Here is a 20002-nt window from a genome sequence, read left to right as displayed (position 1 = left end):
ACGGCAGAAAGGTGATCGTGAATCATTCGCCTGCTCCGGGCGTGCCGTCGGGACCAGAGGTGCCTTCCCTCGCCGGAGGGATTGACCATGCCAATAGAGTCGTACGGCATCGAGTCCATGATCCGATTGGATCTCTTGCCCGTGAGGTGGTGCCCTGCGTGCATGACATGGGGGAGGCCGAGTGGGAACGCCTGCTCGACCAGTTGAACAGCGGGGACTGCACGCCGTTCCTGGGGTCCGGGGCGTGCGTGGGCACTCTGCCGACCGGGACCGCGCTGAGCCGCGACATGGCGCGCCGATGGGACTATCCGTTCGACGACGACCATGATCTCCCGCGGGTGACGCAGTTCGCGGTGATGCGATATGGGGATTCGGTATATGTGAAGAGGCGGATCTGCGACGAGCTCGACGCCGGGGGCGCGCCCGACTTCCTCGACCCCCTCGAACCGCACGGTCTGCTCGCGAGCTTCCCACTTCCGGTATATCTGACGACAAACTACGACGACTTCATCCTGCGCTCACTCGAAGCCGTGGGAAAAAGACCGAATGTGGCCGTCTGTCCATGGAACAAAGGACTGGCCTACGCCGAGGATCTGTTCAGCAGCGAGGCGGGCTGGAATCCCAGGCCCGAGGCCCCGCTCATCTATCACCTGCACGGCAGCCTGCAGGATCCGGCGTCGATAGTGCTGGCGGAGGACGACTATCTGGAGTTTCTCACCAACCTCGCCGTGGACGGTGTCGCGGGCGGCCAGCGGATGCTGCCCACCTCCATTCTCGCGGCGCTGACCAGGAGACCCCTGCTGTTCATCGGATACAGCCTGCAGGACTGGACATTTCGCGTGCTTTTCCATGGGTTGTTGAAAGCCGTTCCCGGAATCAACCGCCGCAGGCACGTGAGCGTCCAGCTCGCCCCCTCGCTCGCCAGCACGAAGGCGGACGTGCTGGAAGTCCAGCGTCAGCTGGCCAGATACTACGAAGACTGGCGGATCTCCATCTTCTGGGGGACGGCGGAGGAGTTCTGCCGTGAGCTGCGCCGGCGGATGGGACCGGTGCCGTGACCTCTGATGTGACCTCCGACCTTGTCCGGCCGGACGCGGCCGGCCGGCCGTACGTCGGCCTGCGGGCCTTCCGCCGCGAGGACCGAGCCAAGTTCTTCGGCCGCGACAGGGAGGCGCACGAGGTCTCCGACCTGTGGCAGGCCGGGCGCCTGACCGTGCTGTACGGGCCGTCGGGCGTGGGCAAGACCTCGCTGATCCAGGCGGGCGTGCTCCCACTGCTGGACACCGGCAGGACCGACGTCCTGCCGATAGGCAGGGTGTCGCACGGCTCGCCCTTCCCCTCGGCCGCGCTCTCCCGGCACAACCCGCACGTGTTCGCGCTGCTGTCGTCGTGGTCTCCCACCGAGACGCCCACCCGGCTGGCGGGGCTGACGATCCGTGAGTTCCTCAGCCGGCGCCCGCCGCGCCAGGACCCCTACGGCGACCCGGTCCTCACCCTGGCCGCGATCGACCAGGCCGAGGAGCTCTTCGGGGACTTCGCCCACCGCCAGCCGTACCGGGAATGGTTCATCGGCCAGCTCGTCGAGGCGCTGGACGACGACCCGAACCTGCGTCTTCTCATCTCGATCCGCGAGGACTACCTCGCCGCGATCCTTCCCCACGAGCCGAAGCTGGCGGGCATGGCCCGGAGCCGTTTCTCCCTGACCGCCCTTGACACGGGCGCCGCGGTCCGGGCGACCGAGGGCCCGCTGGAGGGAACGGGACGCTCGTTCGCCCCGGGCGCGGCGCGTGGCCTGGTGGACGACCTCCGCATGATCAGGGTCGGCAGGGCGCTGGGCGAGGAGGTCGTCGCCGACGCCAAGGTGGTCGAGCCCGTCCAGTTGCAGGTCGTGTGCTCGGCCATGTGGCATTCCCTGCCCGAGGACGTGCGGGTCATCTCCTCGGACCACGTCCGCAGGTTCGCCAACGCCGATCGTTCCCTCACCGACTTCTCCGAGCGAATGATCACCGAGGTGGCCCACGACCACTTCGGAGACGACGTCGCCGAGCTCAGGAGCTGGCTGCGCCGCTGCTTCATCACCGAACTCGGCACCCGCGAGGTCGTCTACCAGGGGGAGACCGTCACCGCCGGCATGCCGAACGCGGTGGTCAGGGCACTGGTGGACCGCCACATCCTGCGTGAGGACATCAAGGCGGGCACGCGCTGGTGCGAGCTGTCGCACGAGCGTCTCATCCAGCCGATCCTGCAGAACGACCGCCTCGTCGTGCAGGCCGAGAGCCGGGCCCTTCCCGACGACTACCTGCGGGCCGCCGAGCTCTCGTTCCGCGACGGGGAGTTCGCGCTGGCCGCCAAACAGGCCGAGGAGGCTCTGGAGCGGTGTGGCGACAACACCAGGATCCGCGCGGAGATCGAGTCCTTTCTCGGCAACGTGGCGCACCGGCGGGAGGACTTCGAGAAGGCCGTGTCGCACTACCGCACCGCCGCGGTCCTCTTCGAGACGCTGGGGGCGACCTCGGCCGTCGGCGGCCTTCTCGCCGGGATCGGCCGGCTGCGGCTGGCCCAGGGGCGCCCCTCGGTCGCGGTGCGGGAGCTGTACTCGGCGATACGCCGCGTCCCCAACGACATGAGCATCCAGACCGAGCTCGCCTGGGCGCTCTGGTACGACGGCCATCCCGATGCGGCACGTGACGTTCTCAACGACGTTCTGGGAAGGGAGGGAAACCTCACCGAGGCGTTGCGGGCGCGGGGCGAGATCCTCGCCGGGCTCGGCCAGGCGGAAGCGGCGTTGCGCGACCTCGACCGGGTCAGACCGCTGCAGTGGCCCTCCACCCGGGCCGCCCACGCCCTCGCGCTGGCCCTGCTGGGGCGCTTCCCCGAGGCGAGGCGGGAGATCAGGGCTGTGCTGACCGAGGTGGGAGATCACGGTCCGGTGCTGCTGTATGCCGCCCGGATCGAGGCTCTGGCCGGCGACGCCTCGGCGGCGGCCGATCTGGCCCGGAGGGCGGGGACGGCGAGGGCGCCCACCCTCCCTGCCCATCTCGCGGCCGAAGCGGCTCGGTTGGTCGCCACGTCGTGAGCGCCCGCGTGGCCGCGTGGGCCCCGGTCGCCCGGGCCTCCCTGGCCGTCCCGGCGAGGCCGAGCCGCCTATGGAGGTTCAGCAGTGCCACGAGCGTCACCACCAGGGCGACACAGAACATCAGGCCGGCCAGGATGACGGCCGCCATCCGGACGCCCGCCACGGCGACCAGGGTCCCGCCGAGGGGGGCCGCGACGCACACGGCGCTGTACGTGACGAGCCGGTGCACGCTCATCACCCGCCCGAGCTTGCCCTTGTCGACGGTGTCGACCTCGAAGGTCCTGATGGCCACGTTGCTGAGCGCCCCGGTGCACCCGGTCAGCAGTATCGCGAGCCCGAAGAAGATCGGCCCGGCACCGTACGCCGCGATGAGGAGCGCCAGCACCCAGATCCACAGCTGGGCGAAGAGCGTGGAGTTCCTCGGCTTGAGCTTGAGGTAGGGAGCCAGGCTCGATCCCGCCACCCCGCCCATCCCCCCGGCGGCCAGTACCAGGCCGACCTCGTAGGAGGGCAGGTTCGCCGACCCGGCAATGAAGATCATGATGAGCGCGTTGACCATCAGATTGGTGACCATGGTCAGGGCCATGGCCTTGCGCAGGAACGGGTGCCTCGCCAGTTCGTTGAAGCCGTCGGCGATCTCTCGCAGCAGATGCCGTCCCGCCAGGCTTCTGAGCCCGTCGACGAGCCCGCCGGCGATCTCGCGGATCGTGTGCGACCGAGGCCGGCGCCCTCTCCCTCCGCCCGCCACGCTCAGCGGGGACAGCAGCGCCAGGAAGAACAGCGCGGAGTTCACCGCGAAGGACGCCACCTGCATGATCCCGAAAAGCCACCCGCCCAGTGGCCTGCCCGCCAGCACCGCGACGTGCGAGATCGTCTCGCTCCTGGCCATCGCGACGGAGACCTGGTCCCTCGGGACGAGGGACGAGATCAAGGCCGTCTCCGCCAGCGAGTAGACGACCCACAGCGTGCCCTCCAGGAAGGCCGCCACCAGTAGGTGCGGGAGCGACGGCCAGTCGAGGGCGAGTGCGAGGAACACGCTGAAGACGGCCAGCCCCCGCAGGGTCTCGGTGAGGAGCATGAGCGAGCGCGGGTTCACCCGGTCGGCCAGGACGCCCGCCGGAATGTAGAAGATCAGGACCGGAAACGTCAGGGCGAAGCTGGTCCAGCCCGCCTGCACCGGAGATCCGGTCAAGGCCAGTGCCAGGAGGGGATAGGCGACGCTCACGGCTCGTGATCCCACGGTGGAGAACGTCAGTCCCAGCCAGACCCGGGCGAATTTTCTCATCGGCTAGTTCGAAGTCGCTCTCTAATCCCTGGCCTTATCACGACTTAGCCGCCCGCCGTCCCCATCCGCGTCCCTGGGGACACTTCACAAGGCGACGGAGGATAGAGCTATCCCGACTCCCACCAGATGGCGTTTCCTTACGAAAAGTCGCAGGATTCAACAACAACGAGAGCCCATTTCAGGGAAACGGGCCCCAGTGGTGTCGCTAAGTCACTTGAGTCCCAAAAGCATAGCGCCGAAAAAGAGCAGCCGGGAAAGGTCGGTCATTCCCGTGCCGAGAAAGGGGACGTTTCGGAATCCTTGGTGGAAATTACAGGTCGTCGACGGCGCTCGGTGGCCGAATCGACGCGACCGGTGAGCGGCCCCCGGGGGTGGGGGCCGCCTATGCCGGTTTCGGTCGCCGCGGACGGCCGGTTCCCGGGGGCGGAAATCACTCCGAGGGGGCCGGAAGTTCAGGCGGGCAGCTGGGCGTCCAGGCGGTAGCCGTCCACGGTGACGTAGACCTGGTCGCCCGGCCGGGCGTTCAGGCGCATCAGGACGGGTTGCAGGGAGTCGAAGACAGGGTGGTCCCGCCAGACCAGGACCACCGCGTTGTCACCGGGGCCGGTGACCGAAAGCAGCGTGCCGGGACGCATGCCCAGCCGGGTGGCGTACCCCTCGGGCACGGCCACGGGACCGCCCCGCAGGTGGTCGCTGGTCACCTCGATGCGCTGCCAGCGGCTCGGGTCGGCCGACGGGCTCGCGGGCGGGTGGAGCGGAGCCCGCTGGCTGGTGATCAGGTGCGGCCGGGTGTTACCGCCGGACAGGGCCGACAGCGTGGCCAGGGCGGCGCGGGGATCGATGCTGCCGGTGTTCACCTGCGGTATCGGCTGGCCGCCGCGGTGGTGGTGGCCGTTGGCCCCCGGAGTGCGGCGAGGCAGCTGCCTGGTCGCCTCGGCGGCGGCCTCCTGGGCAGGCGTCTCCTGCCCGCTCGCGGCCAGGGCGTCCAGCCAGGCCTGGGCCGAGTGGGCCCGGACGCCGAGCTGGTGCTCCATGAGCGCGACCGCGTCGGCGTCGATCGGCTTGTTCGCCAGGAGTTGGCGGGTCCGGTCGCGCAGGCCGCCCAGATCGCCCACGACGAGCCAGTCGTCCTGGAGCCGCCGATCGGGCATGAGCGTGACCAGCACCCGCCAGAGCGGGGTCTGGAGGGTGGGGACCTCGATCGGGTGCGCGGGGTCCGCGCCGATGAGCTGGTCCTTGGTGGCGGCGGCGCCCAGCCACTCGGTCAGCCCGAACATGTGCCCGGTCAGCGGTGCGGACTCCGAGGAGCGCAGCCAGAGCAGGATGCGTTCCTCGGCGGTGCGCTGGGCCGCGGAGAGCGCGTCGCGGTCGGCGTTCAGCTTGTGCGCGAGCGCGCGCAGGCTGATCGGGTCGACCGCGAAGAGCCGTTCCACGGCGACCGCGCGCTCCAGCGGGCTCCAGTCGCGGAACATGTTGTCCACCAGGCGCACCAGCGGATAGTCGCTGAGGCGCACCGGAGGTTTGGCGGCGGGGGGTTCGGCGGCGGGGGCGACCGGCTCCGGGGCCGGCGACTGGCGCTGCTCCTGCGGCGCGGGTGGCTGGGCCGGGATCGGTGGCGCGGGCACCTGCGCGGGGGCCTGTTCCTGTGCCGGGGACTGAGCCTGGGCGGCCGGCACGGCCTGTTCGGCCTGTTCGGCGAGCCCCGGGGTACGGCTGAGCACCTCGCGGAACATGGCGGTGACCAGGACCTCGGGAGAGGCGGGCATCGCGGGCCCGCTCAGGTCTCCCGCGGTCAGGCGGCGCAGGCGGCTCCAGCCGCCCAGCCCGGTGATGGCCAGGCGCGCGGGCTCAGGCCAGCCCGGCAGGGTGGGGTCGACCGTGTGCACGTGCAGGGCGGGCAGCACGTCGCTCAGCGGAAGGTGGTCCCAGCGCGACAGCGAGAGCCGGGCCAGCCTGTCGCAGACCCAGTCGAGCCCGGCGGAGCCGAGGGCCTTGGGCAGGGTGACCGAGGACCACCAGCCGGCGGGCAGCCGGGGGTCGGCCAGGGCTTCGGCGACTTGCTGGGGACGGCTCCAGCGCAGGGCTGGGACCAGATCACTCAGGCAGATCGATGACTCGGCATCCATCGGCGGACCGCAACCTCCCCAAAGTGACGCGTGTGGCTAATGGTGCAGCTTACGCCGCAAGCTATCAATTGGTGTTAAGAGGGTAAAGCTCGTTCGTACCCAACTCCGACGGAAGGATACGTGGACGGCCCCCCAGGACCGTCACGGCCTCCGCTCCGGCACGGCGTCCGGCGTCCAGCGCGGCCTCGTCGTCGGCCCCGCTCAGCAGGGCCGTGAGCAACCCCGCGGCGAACGCGTCCCCCGCTCCAATGGAGTCAATCACCTCGGTGGTGAGTGCGGGAACCCGGGCGGCCAACTTTCCGTTCCTGGCCATCAGCGCGCCGCGGGAGCCGAGTTTCACCGCCGCCGCGCCGTAGCGCAGGCTCAGGATCTCCGCCGCGCCCTCGGCCGAGGTCTCGCGGGTGAGCAGCAGCGCCTCGTCCAGATTGGGGATGATCAGCTGGGCGGTCAGGGTCTCCTGGATGAACCGCTCGGCGCCGAACGAGCGCAGGAATCCGGTCGAGGCGGGGTCCACGCTGATCGAGACGCCGCGCCGGGACGCCTCGGCCATGGCCAGCCGGGAAAGCTGGAGCCCCGGCTCGGCGAACAGCGTGTATCCGGACAGGTGGAGGTGGCCCACCCCCTCCAGCAGGCTCTCGTCCCAGTCGCCCGTGCCGATGTGCCCGCCCGCGCCCCGGTTGGTGAGCATGGAACGCTCCCCGGTCACGTCGACCATGGCGATCACCACGGCCGTCGGCCGATCGGGGTCGACCCGCAGGTGCGGCCGTACCCCGAAGCGCCGCAGCTCGGCGGCGTGCCAGTCGGCGGTGTCGAAGCCGACCCGGGTCAGGATGCGGGTGTCGGCGCCCAGCCGGGCGGCCCAGGAGGCCGTGTTGGCCCCCGAGCCGCCGGGACGCAGCACGATGTCGGCGGCGGTGTCCGTGCCGACGGCCAGGCCGCTTCTGGCCGACCCGCCGTGCAGCGCGACGACGTCGGTCACCACGTCGCCGATGACCAGTAGACCCGTTCCGGTCATGGTTTCCTCAGTTTCCCCGGCTCCAGGAGGCCGCGATCTGCCCGGCGAGGCGGACGTTGCCCCGCACCGCGGCCAGGTTCGCCTCGAGTGAGGCTCCGGCGGTGCCGCGTACCAGGTAACCCAGGAGGAACGGGGTGATGGCCTGGCCGGTGACCTTCTGTTCTTCGGCCGCCGCGAGAGCCTCGGCGAGCACCCGGTCGTGCAGTTCGGGGTCGAGCTGCTCCGACAGCGGCACCGGGTTGGCGACGATCAGCGCGCTCTCCGGACCGCCCAGCGCGTCCTGGGCCCGCATGATGTCCGCGGCCTCGGCCGGGGTCTCGATCCGCCAGTCGATCGGCTCGCCAGAGGTGTGCAGGTAGAAGCCGGGGAACTCGTCGGTACGGAACCCCGCGACCGTGACGCTACGGGTCTCCAGCCGCTGCAGGGTGGCCCCGACGTCCAGGATCGACTTCACGCCCGCGCAGACCACGGTGATGCGGGTCCGGCTCAGCATGTCGAGGTCGGCCGACTCGTCCTGGCTGTCGGTCCATCCGCGGTGCACACCGCCGAGACCGCCGGTGGCGAAGATCCGGATGCCCGCCCTGGCGGCCAGGAACGAGGTGGCGGAGACCGTGGTCGCCCCGCTCGCCCCGAGCGCGGCGGCGGCGGGCAGATCGCGGAAGCCCAGCTTGCGAAGCCCGGGCTCGCCGGCGATGCGCTCCAGCTGGCTCTTGTCGAGACCGATGCGCGCCACCCCGTCCAGTACCGCGATCGTCGCCGGTACCGCCCCGGCCTCGCGGACGAGCCGCTCCAGCTCCAGCGCGACCTCGAGGTTGCGGGGCTGGGGCAGGCCGTGCGAGATGATCGTGGATTCCAGGGCCACGATCGGGGCGCCCTGCTCCAGCGCCTCGGCCACCTCACTCGAGGGGCTCGGCATGCCGGCGAGGGACTGTCGGGCGGTACGCATGAGCTGGTTCTGTCTCCTTGTCCGAGGTCGTAATCATTGCTTGCTTTTGGAACGGTGTAAACGACACCGTCTTCCCCAAAAAGAGCACGTTACGGCGGTTGCCGGGAGACGTCCACCTAAAGATCAGCTAATGAGTAGGGTTCCGATCAGTGAGATCCCGCCGATGATGGCCGTGGAGATCCCGCCCAGGAGCAGTGACCGCCCGCCCCGCACGAGCTTTCGGAGATCGACACCGGTGCCCAGGGCGAAGAGCGCCGCGGCGAGCAGCGTCGCCGTCAGCCCGGGGACGGCCCGGATGACCTCGGGCGGTACCGCGCCCAGGCTCCGCGCCGCCACGGCCACGACGAACCCGGCGACGAACAGCGGCAGCACCGGCGGCCGGCCCGCCGCCCGCCCGGTCCCGGGGGGTTCCGTCGAGGTACGGCGCAGGGCGGCGGAGGTGAGGCCGACGATCGGGGCCAGCAGCACCACCCGGGCCAGCTTGACGGCCACCGCGCTCACCAGAACCCCCGCTCCGGCCGCCGCGCCGATGGCCGCGACCTGTGCGACCTCGTGAACCGAGGCGCCGGCCCAGATGCCCAGCTGGTGCGGTGTCAGGCCCAGCGATCCCGCGAGCAGTGGCAGCGCGACGATCGAGGCGCTGCCGTACAGGACGACCACGCCGACCGCGGCCGCCACGTCGTCGTCGTCGCTTCCCGCGACCTCGTGCATGGCGGCCACGGCCGCCGCCCCGCAGACGGACACGCCGGTCGCGATCAGCAGGGACCTGCGCGGGCTCACCCCGACCCGGCCTCCGATCCACCGCGTCGCCGCGAACGTGACACCGGTCCCCGCCGCGACCACCGCCAGCACCGGCCAGCCGAGCGCCAGCAGTTCCGGCAGCGCGATCTGCAGCCCGAGCAGCACGATCGCCAGGCGGAGCACCCGGCGGGAGACGAACCTCAGCCCGGGGGCCAGCGAACGGTGCAGGCCGCCGAGGTTGGTGAGCGCGACCCCGAGCGCCACCGCGATCACGGCGGCGCTCACCTCGGGAACGATCCGGGCGATGGCCGTGGCCAGCAGCACCGCGACGGCCACCGCCCCGAGCCCGGGCACGAGCGTCCCGAGCCCCGATGCCGGTGCCCGCCCCGTCGCAGCGGGCGCCGGGGGGGAGTGCCGGGTAGGTCCCGGTGAACGGGCGGGCGGGGAGGAGGGCATTGTCCGAGTGTCGGCGTGGCCCGGCGGGGCCGGTACCCGTCGTCTTGCTGGTAGGTCATAGCCTAGGGCTATGAGTGAGCTGCCCGACATCGAATCCCTGCGCCTGCTCGTCGATGTGGAACGCCTGGGCAGCCTCGGTCAGGCAGCCAGGGCGGCGGGCGTCGCGCAGCCGTCGGTGAGCAAGCGCATCTCGCTGCTGGAACGACGTCTCGGGCTGGAACTGCTGGAACGCACCCCGCGCGGCTCCGTCCTCACCCCGCAGGGCGCGATGGTCTCGGCCTGGGCCGCGCAGGTGCTGGCGGCGGCCGAGGAGCTCATGAGGGGGGTGGAGGCGGTACGGCACGGCCGGGCCGCCCACCTGCACATCGCCGCCAGCATGACCGTGGCCGAGTATCTGCTGCCACGCTGGCTGGGAGAGCTCCAGAACCGTGAGCCCCAGGTACAGGTCGGCCTGGACGTGCAGAACTCGGCGGAGGTGGCGAAGCTGATCGGCGGTGAGATCGAGCTCGGCTTCGTGGAGGGGCCCTCGGTGCCGTCGGGGCTGGTGTCGCGGGTGGTGGCCACGGACCGGCTCGTGGTGGTGGTCGCGCCGGGCCATCCATGGGCGCGCCGCCGTACCCCGCTGCGCGCCGCCGAGCTGGCCGCCACCCCGCTGGTCGTGCGGGAGCGGGGGTCGGGCACCCGCGAGACGCTGGACGTCGCGCTGACCGGCTACGCCGTCGCCTCCCCGAAGCTGGAGCTCGGTTCCAACGCGGCGGTCAAGGGGGCCGCCCGCGAGGGTGCGGCCCCCGCCGTGCTCAGTGGCTACGCTGTGGAGGCCGAGCTGGCCACCGGCCGCCTGATCGAGGTGCCCACCAAGGACATCGACCTCGCGCGCCGCCTGCGGGCGGTCTGGCGTCGCGGTCGCACCCCCAGCGGCCCCGCCGCCACCCTGCTGAGAATCACCCTCTCCGCCGCCGGGCGGCCGGAGCCCTCGGCTCCACCGTCCCCTCAACCCACAGGGAAGTCTCGTGCTCCGCTCTCGCTATGAAGCAGTGATCGTCGGAGGCGGCCACAACGGCCTGGTCGCCGCCGCCTACCTTGCCCGCGCGGGCCGGCGCGTCCTCGTCCTGGAGCGCCTCGACCACGTCGGTGGTCTCGCCGTGTCGGCGCGGGCGTTCCCCGGCGTCGACGCGCGGCTCTCGCGCTACTCGTACCTGGTCAGCCTGCTGCCCGCCAAGGTCGTGGCCGACCTGGGGCTCAACGTCACGCTGCGCCGGCGCCGTTACGCCTCGTACACGCCGGTGGGGGAGAGCGGGCTGCTGGTCGACAACGGCGACGCCGCGCGGACCGCCGCCTCCTTCACCCGGGTCACCGGGGGCACCGGTGAGCTGGACGCGTGGCGGCGCTTCTACGGGATGACCGCCGACGTGGCCGGCAGGGTCGCGCCGACACTGCTGGAGCCTCTCGTCGACCGTGCGGCGATGCGGCGCCTCGTCGGCGACGAGGCATGGCGCGACCTGTTCGAGCGGCCGATCGGTGAGGTGGTGGACGAGCGGTTCGCCGACGACACCGTACGCGGGGTGGTCCTCACCGACGCCCTCATCGGCACCTTCGCCGACCCCTCGGACCCGGGCCTGCCGGCCAACCGGTGCCTGCTCTACCACGTGATCGGCGACGGGACCGGCGACTGGAACGTCCCCGTCGGCGGCATGGGCGCGGTCTCCGGCGCGCTCGCCGACGCCGCCCGCGCCGCGGGGGCGGAGATCCTGACCGGTGCCGAGGTCCTCGCGGTCGACGCCTCGGGCGAGGTCGTCTTCCGCGACGCGGGCGGGGAGCACACGGTGGTGGGCGAGCGGGTGCTGGCCAACGTGCCGCCCGCCGTGCTCGCCCGGCTCCTCGGCGGCGCCGAGCCCGCCCCCGAGGGCGCCCAGCTCAAGGTCAACATGGTGCTGTCGCGGCTGCCCCGGCTGAAGGACCCCGCGGTGGACCCCGAGGCCGCGTTCAGCGGCACGTTCCACATCAACGAGGGCCGCGACCAGCTCGCCCGCGCGTTCGCGGAGGCGTCGGCCGGGCGGATCCCCACGCTGCCCCCGGCCGAGGTCTACTGTCACTCGCTGACCGACCCCTCCATCCTCGGCCAGGGGTTGCGGGAGGCCGGAGCCCACACGATGACGCTGTTCGGCCTGCACATGCCGGCCAGGCTGTTCCGTGACGACCCGGACGGGGCGCGCGAGGCCGCGCTGCGCGCCACGCTCGCCTCGATGAACCAGGTGCTCGCGGAGCCCCTTGAGGACTGCCTGCTGCGCGCCCCGGACGGCGGTCTCTGCCTGGAGGCCAAGACCCCGGTCGACCTGGAGACCGAGGCGGGACTGCCGGGTGGCCACATCTTCCACCGCGACCTGTCCTGGCCGTACGGGGAGCCGGGGCGCTGGGGCGTGGAGACCGACCTCGAGCGCGTCCTGCTCTGCGGCGCGGGTGCCAGGCGCGGCGGTGGCGTCAGCGGCATCCCCGGCCACAACGCCGCCATGGCGCTGCTCACCTGAGCCCGTCCGGCCTGGGCGAAGGTGGCCGGAGGTGTTCATCGGGTTCTCATGATGAGCGTCTAACGTGAGGGCCATGGGTGACGGTGAGGCGGCGCGGGTGCTGGTCGTGGACGACGAGCCCGCGCTCAGGGAGGCGCTGCAGAGCAGCCTGGAGTTCGAGGGCTACCGGGTCGGCGTGGCCTCGGACGGCCAGGAGGCGCTGGAGACGCTGGAGCGGGAGCCGTACGAGCTGGTCCTGCTGGATGTGATGATGCCCCGGCTGGACGGGCTGACCGCCTGCCGCAGGCTCAGGGCGGCGGGCAACCACCTGCCGGTGCTCATGCTCACCGCCCGCGACGCCGTGGGCGACCGGGTCTCCGGCCTGGACGCGGGGGCCGACGACTACCTCGTCAAGCCGTTCGAGCTGGACGAGCTGCTGGCACGCGTCAGGGCGCTGCTGCGGCGCGGCGCGCTGAGCGCGCCCGCGGCCGAGGACGACGCGGGCCTGGTCTTCGGCGACCTGCGGATGGACACCGCCAGCCGGGAGGTCACCAGGGCGGGCGAGCGGCTGGAGCTGACCCGTACCGAGTACCTGCTGCTGGAGCTGCTCATGATCCATCCCCGCCAGGTGCTCACCCGCGAGCAGATCCTCAGTGAGGTGTGGGGCTTCGACTTCGAGCCCTCCTCCAACTCCCTCGACGTCTACGTCATGTACCTGCGCCGCAAGACCGAGACCGGCGGGCGTCCCAGGCTGATCCACACGGTCCGGGGGGTCGGCTACGTGCTGCGGAACTCCGCGTGAACGGTCGCCGTTCGCTGCGCTCGCGGCTGACCCTGCTGGTGGCGGCGGCCGTGGCGCTGGCGATCGCGGTCTGCGCGGTGCTGTGCTGGTTCGTCGTCAGGGCCGAGCTGCTGCGGCAGGTGGAGCGCTCCCTGGAGGTGCCGAAGGGACCGCAGGGCATCGAGTGGATCGAGTCGTACTGCGCGGGGGGCCCGGCGGGGCCGAGGGGGAGCATCGAGCGCAGGCCGTCGTTCCGCATCCCGTCGGTCCAGCTGATCTACGCCGGTGGCGGCAGGTGTGTCATAGGCACCGCGTCCGTCAAGGTCACCCCCGCCGACCTGGCCCTGACCCAGGCCCCGCCCGGCACGAGAAGGATCAGGGACGGGGTGACCGACGGCGGCGAGGAGGTCCGGGTGATGACGAGGAACGTCGGGCCCGGCATCGCGATCATGGAGTCCCGGTCGCTGGAGGAGGTTCAGACCACCCTCGCGGCCCTGGCCTGGATCCTCGCCGGGGTCACCGCGCTCGGCGTGTTCGGCGCGGCCTCGGCGGGGCTGCTGGTCTCCCGCACCGCGCTGCGCCCGGTCGGCCGGCTGACCGAGGCCGTCGAGTACGTCGCCAGGACCGAGGACCTCGACACCAGGATCCCCGTCGAGGGCACCGACGAGATCGCCAGGCTCGGCGTCTCCTTCAACGCGATGACCACCGCGCTGGCCGGGTCCCGCGAGCGCCAGCGGCGGCTGATCGCCGACGCGGGGCACGAGCTGCGCACCCCGCTCACCAGCCTGCGCGCCAACATCGACCTGCTGCTGCGCAGCGAGAACACCGGGCGTCCGCTCGACCCCGCCCCCAAGCACAGGCTGCTGACCAACCTCAAGGCCCAGTTCGAGGAGATGTCCACACTCGTCGGGGACCTGCTCCAGCTCTCGCGCGCCGAGGACGAGCACGAGCCGTACGTCGAGGTCGCCTTCCACGAGGTCGTCGAGGAGGCCGTGCGCCGGGCGCGGCTGCGCGCCCCCGACACCCCGATCGAGGTGGAGCTGCTCCCCTGGTACCTGCGAGGTGATCAGGCCGCCCTGGAGCGGGCCGTGGTGAACCTGCTGGACAACGCGGTGAAGTTCTCGCACGGGCGGGAGGGCCCGGTGCGGGTGAGGCTCCGGGGCGGCGAGCTGACGGTCAGGGACCACGGCCCCGGCATCCCCCCGGGGGAGTTGCCGTACGTGTTCGACAGGTTCTGGCGGTCGTCCTCGGCCCGCAGCATGCCCGGGTCGGGGCTGGGGCTGGCCATCGTGGCCAAGGCGGTGCGCGACGCCGGGGGAGAGGTGGAACTGGAGAACGCCGAGGGGGGCGGTATCCTCGCGCGCGTCCGCCTGCCCGGCTCTCCGGCCCGCGCCCACCTCCCCGCGGCGCCGTGAGGTCTCTCATCAGGCGTTAAGAATTCGCTCAGCGAGATTCCAGAGGGTGCGGTGAGCGTGGGAGCCGACACGAGGAGGGCATCACCATGAGGAACATCGACCGGAGGACGGCCCTGGCCGGGTTCGGCACCGTGGGCCTGGGGGCGCTGCTGGCCGCCTGCACCGGACCGGACAGCACCACCACGCGGGTGGCGACGACCACGGGCGGTACCGCGACGGTTCAGCCGACCACCGCGTCCTCCGCCGGACTGGCCGCGCTGTTCGAGGACGCGTCGACGTGCGTCCTGACCGAGGAGACCACCCAGGGTCCGTACCACTTCGACGCGGACAAGATCCGCAGCGACATCCGCGAGGACCGGCAGGGGAGCACGCTGCGGGTGGCGATCCGGGTGCAGGACGCCGCCACGTGTGAGCCGATCCCCAGCGCGGTGGTGGAGATCTGGCACTGCGACGCGGGGGGCGTCTACTCCGGTTTCGAGAGTGCCTCCCAGGCGGCGGGCGGCGGCCCCACGGGGGAGCGCCCGACCGGCGCGCCGCCGAGTGGCGGCCCCGGCGGCCCGGGGGCGGGCGGCCAGGGGCGGGGGGCGGACGACGGCATGGGCGACGCCACGCCCACCGACGAGGAGCGCTACCTGCGCGGCGCCCAGGTCACCAACGCCGACGGCATCGTGGAGTTCGTCACGATCTACCCGGGCTGGTATCAGGGGCGCAGCGTGCACATCCACGCGATGGTGCACATCGGCAACGCCCGGGTGCTGACCACCCAGATGTTCTTCGACGAGACGGTCTCCGACCAGGTCTACGCGGCGCGGCCGTACGCCGACCACACCGGGCAGCGCCTGAGGAACGACTCCGACTCCATCTACGACGACAGCCTGCTGATGAAGCTGACCGGGGAGGGCGACGGCCACCTCGGGGTCATGACCTTCTCCGCTCCCGCCGGGAAGTGACCGCCTGAGAGCCCCCGGCCGCGGCCGGGGGCTTTTCTTGTTCCACCGGCGTATGCGCAGCCGGGCCCGCCTGACTCGCTGCCGGTGGCCTGATCGGCCGGTGCGAAGGATGGGGGCGCACTCGCGGACGGTCCCAGGCCCCGGCCGCGCGCGCCGGGGCTCCTTCGTTTTCTCACCCGGTGTTAACGAGCGCCTCAGGATCGCCCAAGGTCACCTGACGACTCTGGGGCCATGAGAGAACCGAGCCCTCACCCCGGGAGAGCGGCGTGAAGCAGGCGACAGCGCCGGCGCGCACCCGAACGGTCGAGATCGTGGTCCCCGTCCACAACGAGCAGCGGGTGCTCGACGAGAGCGTCCGCCGCCTGCACGCCTACCTCACGGGAACCTTTCCCTACGGCTTCCGCATCACGATCGCCGACAACGCCAGTACCGACGCCACCTGGCAGATCGCCACCGACCTCAGCCGCGAGCTGTCCGGCGTGCGCGCCCTGCATCTCGACGCCAAGGGCCGGGGCCGGGCACTGCGCAGGGCGTGGTCGGCCAGCGACGCCGACGTGGTCAGCTACATGGACGTGGACCTCTCCACGGACCTGGACGCCTTCCTGCCGCTGGTGGCCCCGCTGCTTTCCGGCCACAGCGACCTGGCCATCGGCACCCGGCTGTCTCGGGGGTCCAACGTCGTCCGCGGGCCGAAACGGGAGTTCATCTCGCGGACGTACAACCTGCTGCTCCGCTCGGCGATGGGGGCGCGGTTCTCCGACGCGCAGTGCGGTTTCAAGGCGGTGCGCACCGAGATCGCGCAGGCGCTGCTCCCCGCGGTCGAGGACGAGGAGTGGTTCTTCGACACCGAGCTGCTGCTCCTGGCCGAGCGGCACGGTCTGCGCATCCACGAGGTGCCCGTCGACTGGGTGGACGACCCCGACAGCCGCGTCGACATCGTCAGAACCGTCAGGGACGACCTCAGGGGGATGGCGAGGGTGGCGCGGAAGACGCTGTCGGGGGCGGCCAGGATCCCGGTCCCGCCGCGGGTGCGGGCGGCGCGGCTGCCCGGGGGCATGGCCCGCCAGTTGCCGAGCTTCGCCGTCATCGGCGTGGTCTGCACCCTGGCGCACCTGGCCCTGTTCGTGTCCCTGCGCCTGGTGATGCCCGCCGTCGTGGCCAACGGGGTGGCCCTGCTCGTCACCGCGGTCCTCAACACCGCGGCCAACCGGCGCTTCACCTTCGGCGTCACCGGCCGTACCGGAGCCCTCCGTCACCAGCTCGAAGGCGGCCTGGCCCTCCTCGTCGGCCTGTCGCTGAGCACCGGCGGCCTGGCCCTGCTCAACCTCGTGGCACCCGCGGCGTCCACCGCCGCGGAGGTCGCCGCGCTCGTGACGGCCAACGCCGTCGCCACCCTCGTACGCTTCCTGATGCTCCGCACCTGGGTCTTCAACCCCCGCCGCGCCAAGGAGAACAGCCGATGACCACCCACACCTCGCCGGACGCGGTGCTGCCGACTTCGGGCGGGCGGCACACCGTCGGGCACACCGCCGAGCACGCCGTCGAGCACACCGTCGGGCACACCGTCGGGCAGGGCGGGGTGCGGCGGGTGTTCCTCGGCGCCCCCGGCGACCCCCGCTGGGCGCGGCCCGGCCTGTGGGGGGTGCTCGTGCTGGCCACCGTCCTGTACGTCTGGGCGCTGGGGCGCAACGGTCACGCCAACGAGTACTACTCCGCCGCGATCCTGTCGGGCACCCAGAGCTGGAAGGCGTTCTTCTTCGGAGCCCTGGACGCGGGGTCGTTCATCACCGTGGACAAACCACCGCTCGCGCTCTGGGCGATGGGGCTGTCCGCGAGGATCTTCGGGTTCGGCACCTGGAGCATGCTCCTGCCCCAGGCCGCCGCCGGGGTCGCCGCCGTCGCCGTGCTCCACTCGGCGGTGCGAAGAGCCATGCCCGGCGGGTACGGCCACGCCGCCGCACTGGTCGCGGCCCTGGTGATGACGCTGACCCCGATCACCGTGGCCATCAACCGGGACAACAACCCCGACACCCTCCTCGTCCTGCTGCTGGTGCTCGCGGCCTGGTTCTGCCAGGAGGCGGTACGCACCGGCCGGATGCGCGCGCTCGTCGTCTCGGCGGTGCTCGTCGGCCTGGCGTTCAACACCAAGATGCTCCAGGCCTACCTGGTGCTCCCGGCCTTCGCCCCGCTCTACCTGGCCATGGCTCCGGGGGCGCCGCTCCGCCGTCTCGGGCACCTGCTCGCCGCGGGCGCCGCGCTGGTGGTCTCCAGCGCCTGGTGGATGGTGATCGTGGACCTGTGGCCCGCGTCGAGCCGCCCCTACATCGGCGGCAGCACCGACAACTCCGTCTGGGACCTCGTCATCGGCTACAACGGCCTCGGACGGATCTTCGGCACCGGCGGGGGCCGGGCCGGGGGTGGCATGGGATTCGGCGGTGAGGCGGGCGCCGGGCGCCTGTTCAACGACATCATGGCCGGGCAGATCTCCTGGCTGCTGCCCTTCGCCGTGATCGCCCTGGTCGCCGGCCTGGCCCTGACCGTCCGCGGCCCGCTCCGCGACACCAGGATCGCCCTGCTGCTGTGGGGCGGCTGGCTCGTGGTCCACTACGTCGTGTTCAGCTTCTCCAGCGGCACCTTCCACCCGTACTACTCCACCGCGATGGCCCCGGCCGTCGCCGCTCTGACCGGTCTCGGCGGGGTGCTCGGCTGGAGGGCCTACCGGCACTCCAGGGCGTGGTCGTGGGTGCTGCCCGCGGGGATCGCGGTCACCGGGGCGTGGGCGTTCACCGTGCTGCGCCGCAGCACGGACTTCGTGCCCTGGCTGGCCTGGGCGGTCGCCGCGATCACGGTGACGGCGGTCGCCGGGCTGTTCCTGGCCCGCCTGGGGCCGCGGCTCCGGCTGCGGATCGCCGCCGTCGCGCTGACGGCCGGGCTGGCCGCCGGTCTCGCCGGTCCCGCCGCCTACGCGCTGACCCCGCTCGGCTCGGCCGTCAACGGCACCAACCCCACCGCGGGTCCCGCGGGGAGCGGTGGCTTCGGCGGCATGCGGGGCGGCTTCCCCGGAGGCGCGAGAGGAGGGGGCGCCGAGGGTGACAGCGGACCTCCCGGTGGCGTACCGGGGCAGAACTCGCAGCAGGGGGTGACCGGTGACGCCGTTCCGCGGACGCGCTACGGCCTCCCGGCCGGAGGCGGCATGCGTGGTGGCGGCCCCGGCGGTGCCATGGACCGGCAGATGATCGAATACCTGAGGAGGAACCGGGGCGGCGCGACCTGGCTGGTGGCGGTGAGCAGCGCGCAGGGCGCCTCCTCGGCCATCCTGTCGACAGGGCTGCCCGTCATCGCGATGGGCGGCTTCACCGGGAGCGACCCCGCCATGACCGTGGACCGGCTCAACGGGCTCGTCTCCTCGGGGCGGCTCAGGTACGTGATGACCGGAGGCGGCCGGGGCGGGCCCGACGGGGGCGGGTCCCAGGTGACCGAGTGGGTGCGGGCCAACTGCGCGGCGGTCAAGGCGTCGGAGTACGGCGGCTCCACCGACCAGTCCCTGTACCGCTGCGGCTGAGCCGGCAGGCCGGCCGTCCGGTGCCGTGCCGCTCCCGCTCTCCTCGCCCGTACGACAGGGGCGAAGTCATTGACTGATCGACCAATCAGTAGTATGGAGGCAGTGTGCCCGCGCTGCTGTAGTCTTGCGCCGTGCACAGCGGAGTAGGGGCGCGCAGCAGCCGCGCCGACCAGGCCGACCAGCGCCGAGCGGAGCTCCTTGAAGCCGCCAGGCGGGTCGTGCTCGAGCGCGGGCTGGCCAGTACCCGTGTCGCCGACATCGCCAAGGCGACGAACGTGAGCGGTGGCCTGATCCACTACCACTTCGCCACCAAGGACGATCTCATCACCGAGATGCTCCGCAGTACCAGCGACTCGGAGATCCAGCGGCTGAAGGAGATCGTCGCGGGCCCCGGCACCGCCGTCCAACTCCTCGACCGTGTCCTGCGCTTCTACATCCCGGCCTCCCGCTCCGACCAGAGCTGGATCCTCTGGGTCGACGCCTGGGCCGTGGGAGTGCGCGAGGAGCACGTCCGCACCATCCTGCTGGAGCTTGAGGGCGCCTGGATCGAGATCCTCAGCCAGGTGATCTCCGCCGGCGTGGCCTCGGGTGAGTTCACCTGCGACGACCCTCTGGGCTCGGCCGAGCGGATCGACGGCATGCTCGACGGCCTCGTGGTCCGGTACACCCTGCACACCGGCAACATGTCGCGGAGCCGGATGCTCCATCACGCCAGGGTCGCCGCCGCCAGGGAGGTCGGCCTGCACCTCTCGGACTTTCCCGACGAGCCGGCCGAGGCTTCGTAGCGGCGGGTCGGGCGGGGGAGACCCCGTGGCCGCCGGGTCAGACCTGGGGGGTGGGCAGGGCCGCGAGGAGGAAGGCCAGCCGCGCCGCGGCACCGTCGATGTTCTCGCTGGTGCCGAGCCGGTAACCCCACGAGGTGATGAAACGGCCGTCCTGGGAGCAGGTCACGGTCTCGGCCAGGGTGCTGCTGAAACGGTTGCGGACGTACACGTACGCGGGATCACCGAACGAGATCCGCTGTACGGAAAGGTCGGCGTGCAGTCGTATCGCAGCAACGAACCTCTCCAGACAAGACAGCGTGTCCAGCATCGTGCGTCACCTCCGTCTCGACAGAGAATTGCACGATCTTGGGATGCTAATCA

At 71.8% G+C, this 20002-nt stretch carries 15 protein-coding genes and 1 pseudogene; 10 read left to right on the top strand and 6 right to left on the bottom strand.

From position 1 onward, the window contains the following. Window positions 1–167: 167 nt before the first annotated feature. Window positions 168–1058, top strand: a complete 891-nt coding sequence (locus ABZU75_RS16720) for an SIR2 family protein (RefSeq protein ID WP_245651495.1) — start codon at window positions 168–170, stop codon at window positions 1056–1058. Next, window positions 1055–2788, top strand: a pseudogene (locus ABZU75_RS16715) (hypothetical protein); the annotation flags it as partial. The gene ABZU75_RS16720 and the pseudogene ABZU75_RS16715, both read left to right, overlap by 4 nt. A gap of 103 nt (window positions 2789–2891) precedes the next feature. Here the strand turns inward: ABZU75_RS16715 and ABZU75_RS16710 are convergent. The 5 genes from ABZU75_RS16710 to ABZU75_RS16690 form a co-directional block, all read right to left on the bottom strand. Next, window positions 2892–4361 carry an MFS transporter gene (locus ABZU75_RS16710; protein ID WP_355554790.1) on the bottom strand — a complete coding sequence of 490 codons (1470 nt, stop codon included), beginning with the start codon at window positions 4359–4361 and terminating at the stop codon, window positions 2892–2894. Window positions 4362–4813: 452 nt separating this feature from the next. Next, window positions 4814–6487: a hypothetical protein gene (locus ABZU75_RS16705; RefSeq protein ID WP_355554788.1), complete on the bottom strand. Its 1674-nt coding sequence runs from the start codon at window positions 6485–6487 to the stop codon at window positions 4814–4816. A gap of 64 nt (window positions 6488–6551) precedes the next feature. Further along, complete coding sequence (locus tag ABZU75_RS16700) at window positions 6552–7502, bottom strand: sugar kinase (protein ID WP_355554786.1); 951 nt, start codon at window positions 7500–7502, stop codon at window positions 6552–6554. 7 nt (window positions 7503–7509) lie between these two features. Beyond that, window positions 7510–8448, bottom strand: a complete 939-nt coding sequence (locus ABZU75_RS16695) for a pseudouridine-5'-phosphate glycosidase (protein ID WP_355554784.1) — start codon at window positions 8446–8448, stop codon at window positions 7510–7512. A gap of 123 nt (window positions 8449–8571) precedes the next feature. Further along, window positions 8572–9543: a putative sulfate exporter family transporter gene (locus ABZU75_RS16690; RefSeq protein WP_355554782.1), complete on the bottom strand. Its 972-nt coding sequence runs from the start codon at window positions 9541–9543 to the stop codon at window positions 8572–8574. A 172-nt stretch (window positions 9544–9715) separates the two neighbouring features. Here ABZU75_RS16690 and ABZU75_RS16685 point away from each other — a divergent pair, with 172 nt between their 5' ends. The 8 genes from ABZU75_RS16685 to ABZU75_RS16650 all read left to right on the top strand — a co-directional run bounded on the left by ABZU75_RS16685 (window position 9716) and on the right by ABZU75_RS16650 (window position 19642). Next, entirely contained in the window at window positions 9716–10675 is a 960-nt protein-coding gene (locus tag ABZU75_RS16685; protein WP_355554780.1) for a LysR family transcriptional regulator, read from the top strand. Further along, on the top strand, window positions 10656–12170 hold the full coding sequence (locus tag ABZU75_RS16680) for an NAD(P)/FAD-dependent oxidoreductase (RefSeq protein WP_355554778.1): 1515 nt from the start codon (window positions 10656–10658) through the stop codon (window positions 12168–12170). Before ABZU75_RS16685 ends, ABZU75_RS16680 begins: the two co-directional genes overlap by 20 nt. A gap of 73 nt (window positions 12171–12243) precedes the next feature. Continuing rightward, complete coding sequence (locus tag ABZU75_RS16675) at window positions 12244–12951, top strand: response regulator transcription factor (protein ID WP_350928705.1); 708 nt, start codon at window positions 12244–12246, stop codon at window positions 12949–12951. Continuing rightward, on the top strand, window positions 12948–14345 hold the full coding sequence (locus ABZU75_RS16670) for a HAMP domain-containing sensor histidine kinase (protein WP_355554775.1): 1398 nt from the start codon (window positions 12948–12950) through the stop codon (window positions 14343–14345). Before ABZU75_RS16675 ends, ABZU75_RS16670 begins: the two co-directional genes overlap by 4 nt. Window positions 14346–14431: 86 nt before the next feature. Further along, window positions 14432–15295: an intradiol ring-cleavage dioxygenase gene (locus tag ABZU75_RS16665; RefSeq protein ID WP_355554773.1), complete on the top strand. Its 864-nt coding sequence runs from the start codon at window positions 14432–14434 to the stop codon at window positions 15293–15295. Between the two features lie 266 nt (window positions 15296–15561). Beyond that, window positions 15562–16758: a bifunctional glycosyltransferase family 2/GtrA family protein gene (locus ABZU75_RS16660; RefSeq protein WP_355554771.1), complete on the top strand. Its 1197-nt coding sequence runs from the start codon at window positions 15562–15564 to the stop codon at window positions 16756–16758. Further along, window positions 16755–18857, top strand: coding sequence for a glycosyltransferase family 39 protein (locus ABZU75_RS16655; RefSeq protein WP_355554769.1), 2103 nt, complete (start codon window positions 16755–16757; stop codon window positions 18855–18857). The genes ABZU75_RS16660 and ABZU75_RS16655 overlap by 4 nt, the downstream gene beginning before the upstream one ends. Before the next feature lie 131 nt (window positions 18858–18988). After that, window positions 18989–19642 carry a TetR/AcrR family transcriptional regulator gene (locus ABZU75_RS16650; RefSeq protein ID WP_355554767.1) on the top strand — a complete coding sequence of 218 codons (654 nt, stop codon included), beginning with the start codon at window positions 18989–18991 and terminating at the stop codon, window positions 19640–19642. Between the two features lie 37 nt (window positions 19643–19679). On the opposite strand, the gene ABZU75_RS16645 is transcribed toward ABZU75_RS16650, so the two are convergent. Next, the gene (locus ABZU75_RS16645) at window positions 19680–19949 is read right to left on the bottom strand and encodes a hypothetical protein (RefSeq protein WP_343976512.1); all 270 of its coding nucleotides are present in this window, start codon (window positions 19947–19949) and stop codon (window positions 19680–19682) included. Between the last annotated feature and the right edge of the window lie 53 nt (window positions 19950–20002).

It is taken from the genome of Streptosporangium sp. NPDC005286 (assembly GCF_040607515.1).
GTDB lineage: Bacteria > Actinomycetota > Actinomycetes > Streptosporangiales > Streptosporangiaceae > Streptosporangium.
Note: the sequence above shows the minus strand (reverse complement) of the source record. Positions and strands in the feature narration are given on the sequence as shown.

What these genes read in the sequence shown, in the direction of transcription:
- ABZU75_RS16720 (WP_245651495.1), top strand. Translation starts at nt 168, where the DNA reads ATGGGGGAGGCCGAGTGGGAACGCCTGCTCGACCAGTTGAACAGCGGG.
- ABZU75_RS16710 (WP_355554790.1), bottom strand. Translation starts at nt 4,361, where the DNA reads ATGAGAAAATTCGCCCGGGTCTGGCTGGGACTGACGTTCTCCACCGTG.
- ABZU75_RS16705 (WP_355554788.1), bottom strand. Translation starts at nt 6,487, where the DNA reads ATGGATGCCGAGTCATCGATCTGCCTGAGTGATCTGGTCCCAGCCCTG.
- ABZU75_RS16700 (WP_355554786.1), bottom strand. Translation starts at nt 7,502, where the DNA reads ATGACCGGAACGGGTCTACTGGTCATCGGCGACGTGGTGACCGACGTC.
- ABZU75_RS16695 (WP_355554784.1), bottom strand. Translation starts at nt 8,448, where the DNA reads ATGCGTACCGCCCGACAGTCCCTCGCCGGCATGCCGAGCCCCTCGAGT.
- ABZU75_RS16685 (WP_355554780.1), top strand. Translation starts at nt 9,716, where the DNA reads ATGAGTGAGCTGCCCGACATCGAATCCCTGCGCCTGCTCGTCGATGTG.
- ABZU75_RS16675 (WP_350928705.1), top strand. Translation starts at nt 12,244, where the DNA reads ATGGGTGACGGTGAGGCGGCGCGGGTGCTGGTCGTGGACGACGAGCCC.
- ABZU75_RS16665 (WP_355554773.1), top strand. Translation starts at nt 14,432, where the DNA reads ATGAGGAACATCGACCGGAGGACGGCCCTGGCCGGGTTCGGCACCGTG.
- ABZU75_RS16655 (WP_355554769.1), top strand. Translation starts at nt 16,755, where the DNA reads ATGACCACCCACACCTCGCCGGACGCGGTGCTGCCGACTTCGGGCGGG.
- ABZU75_RS16645 (WP_343976512.1), bottom strand. Translation starts at nt 19,949, where the DNA reads ATGCTGGACACGCTGTCTTGTCTGGAGAGGTTCGTTGCTGCGATACGA.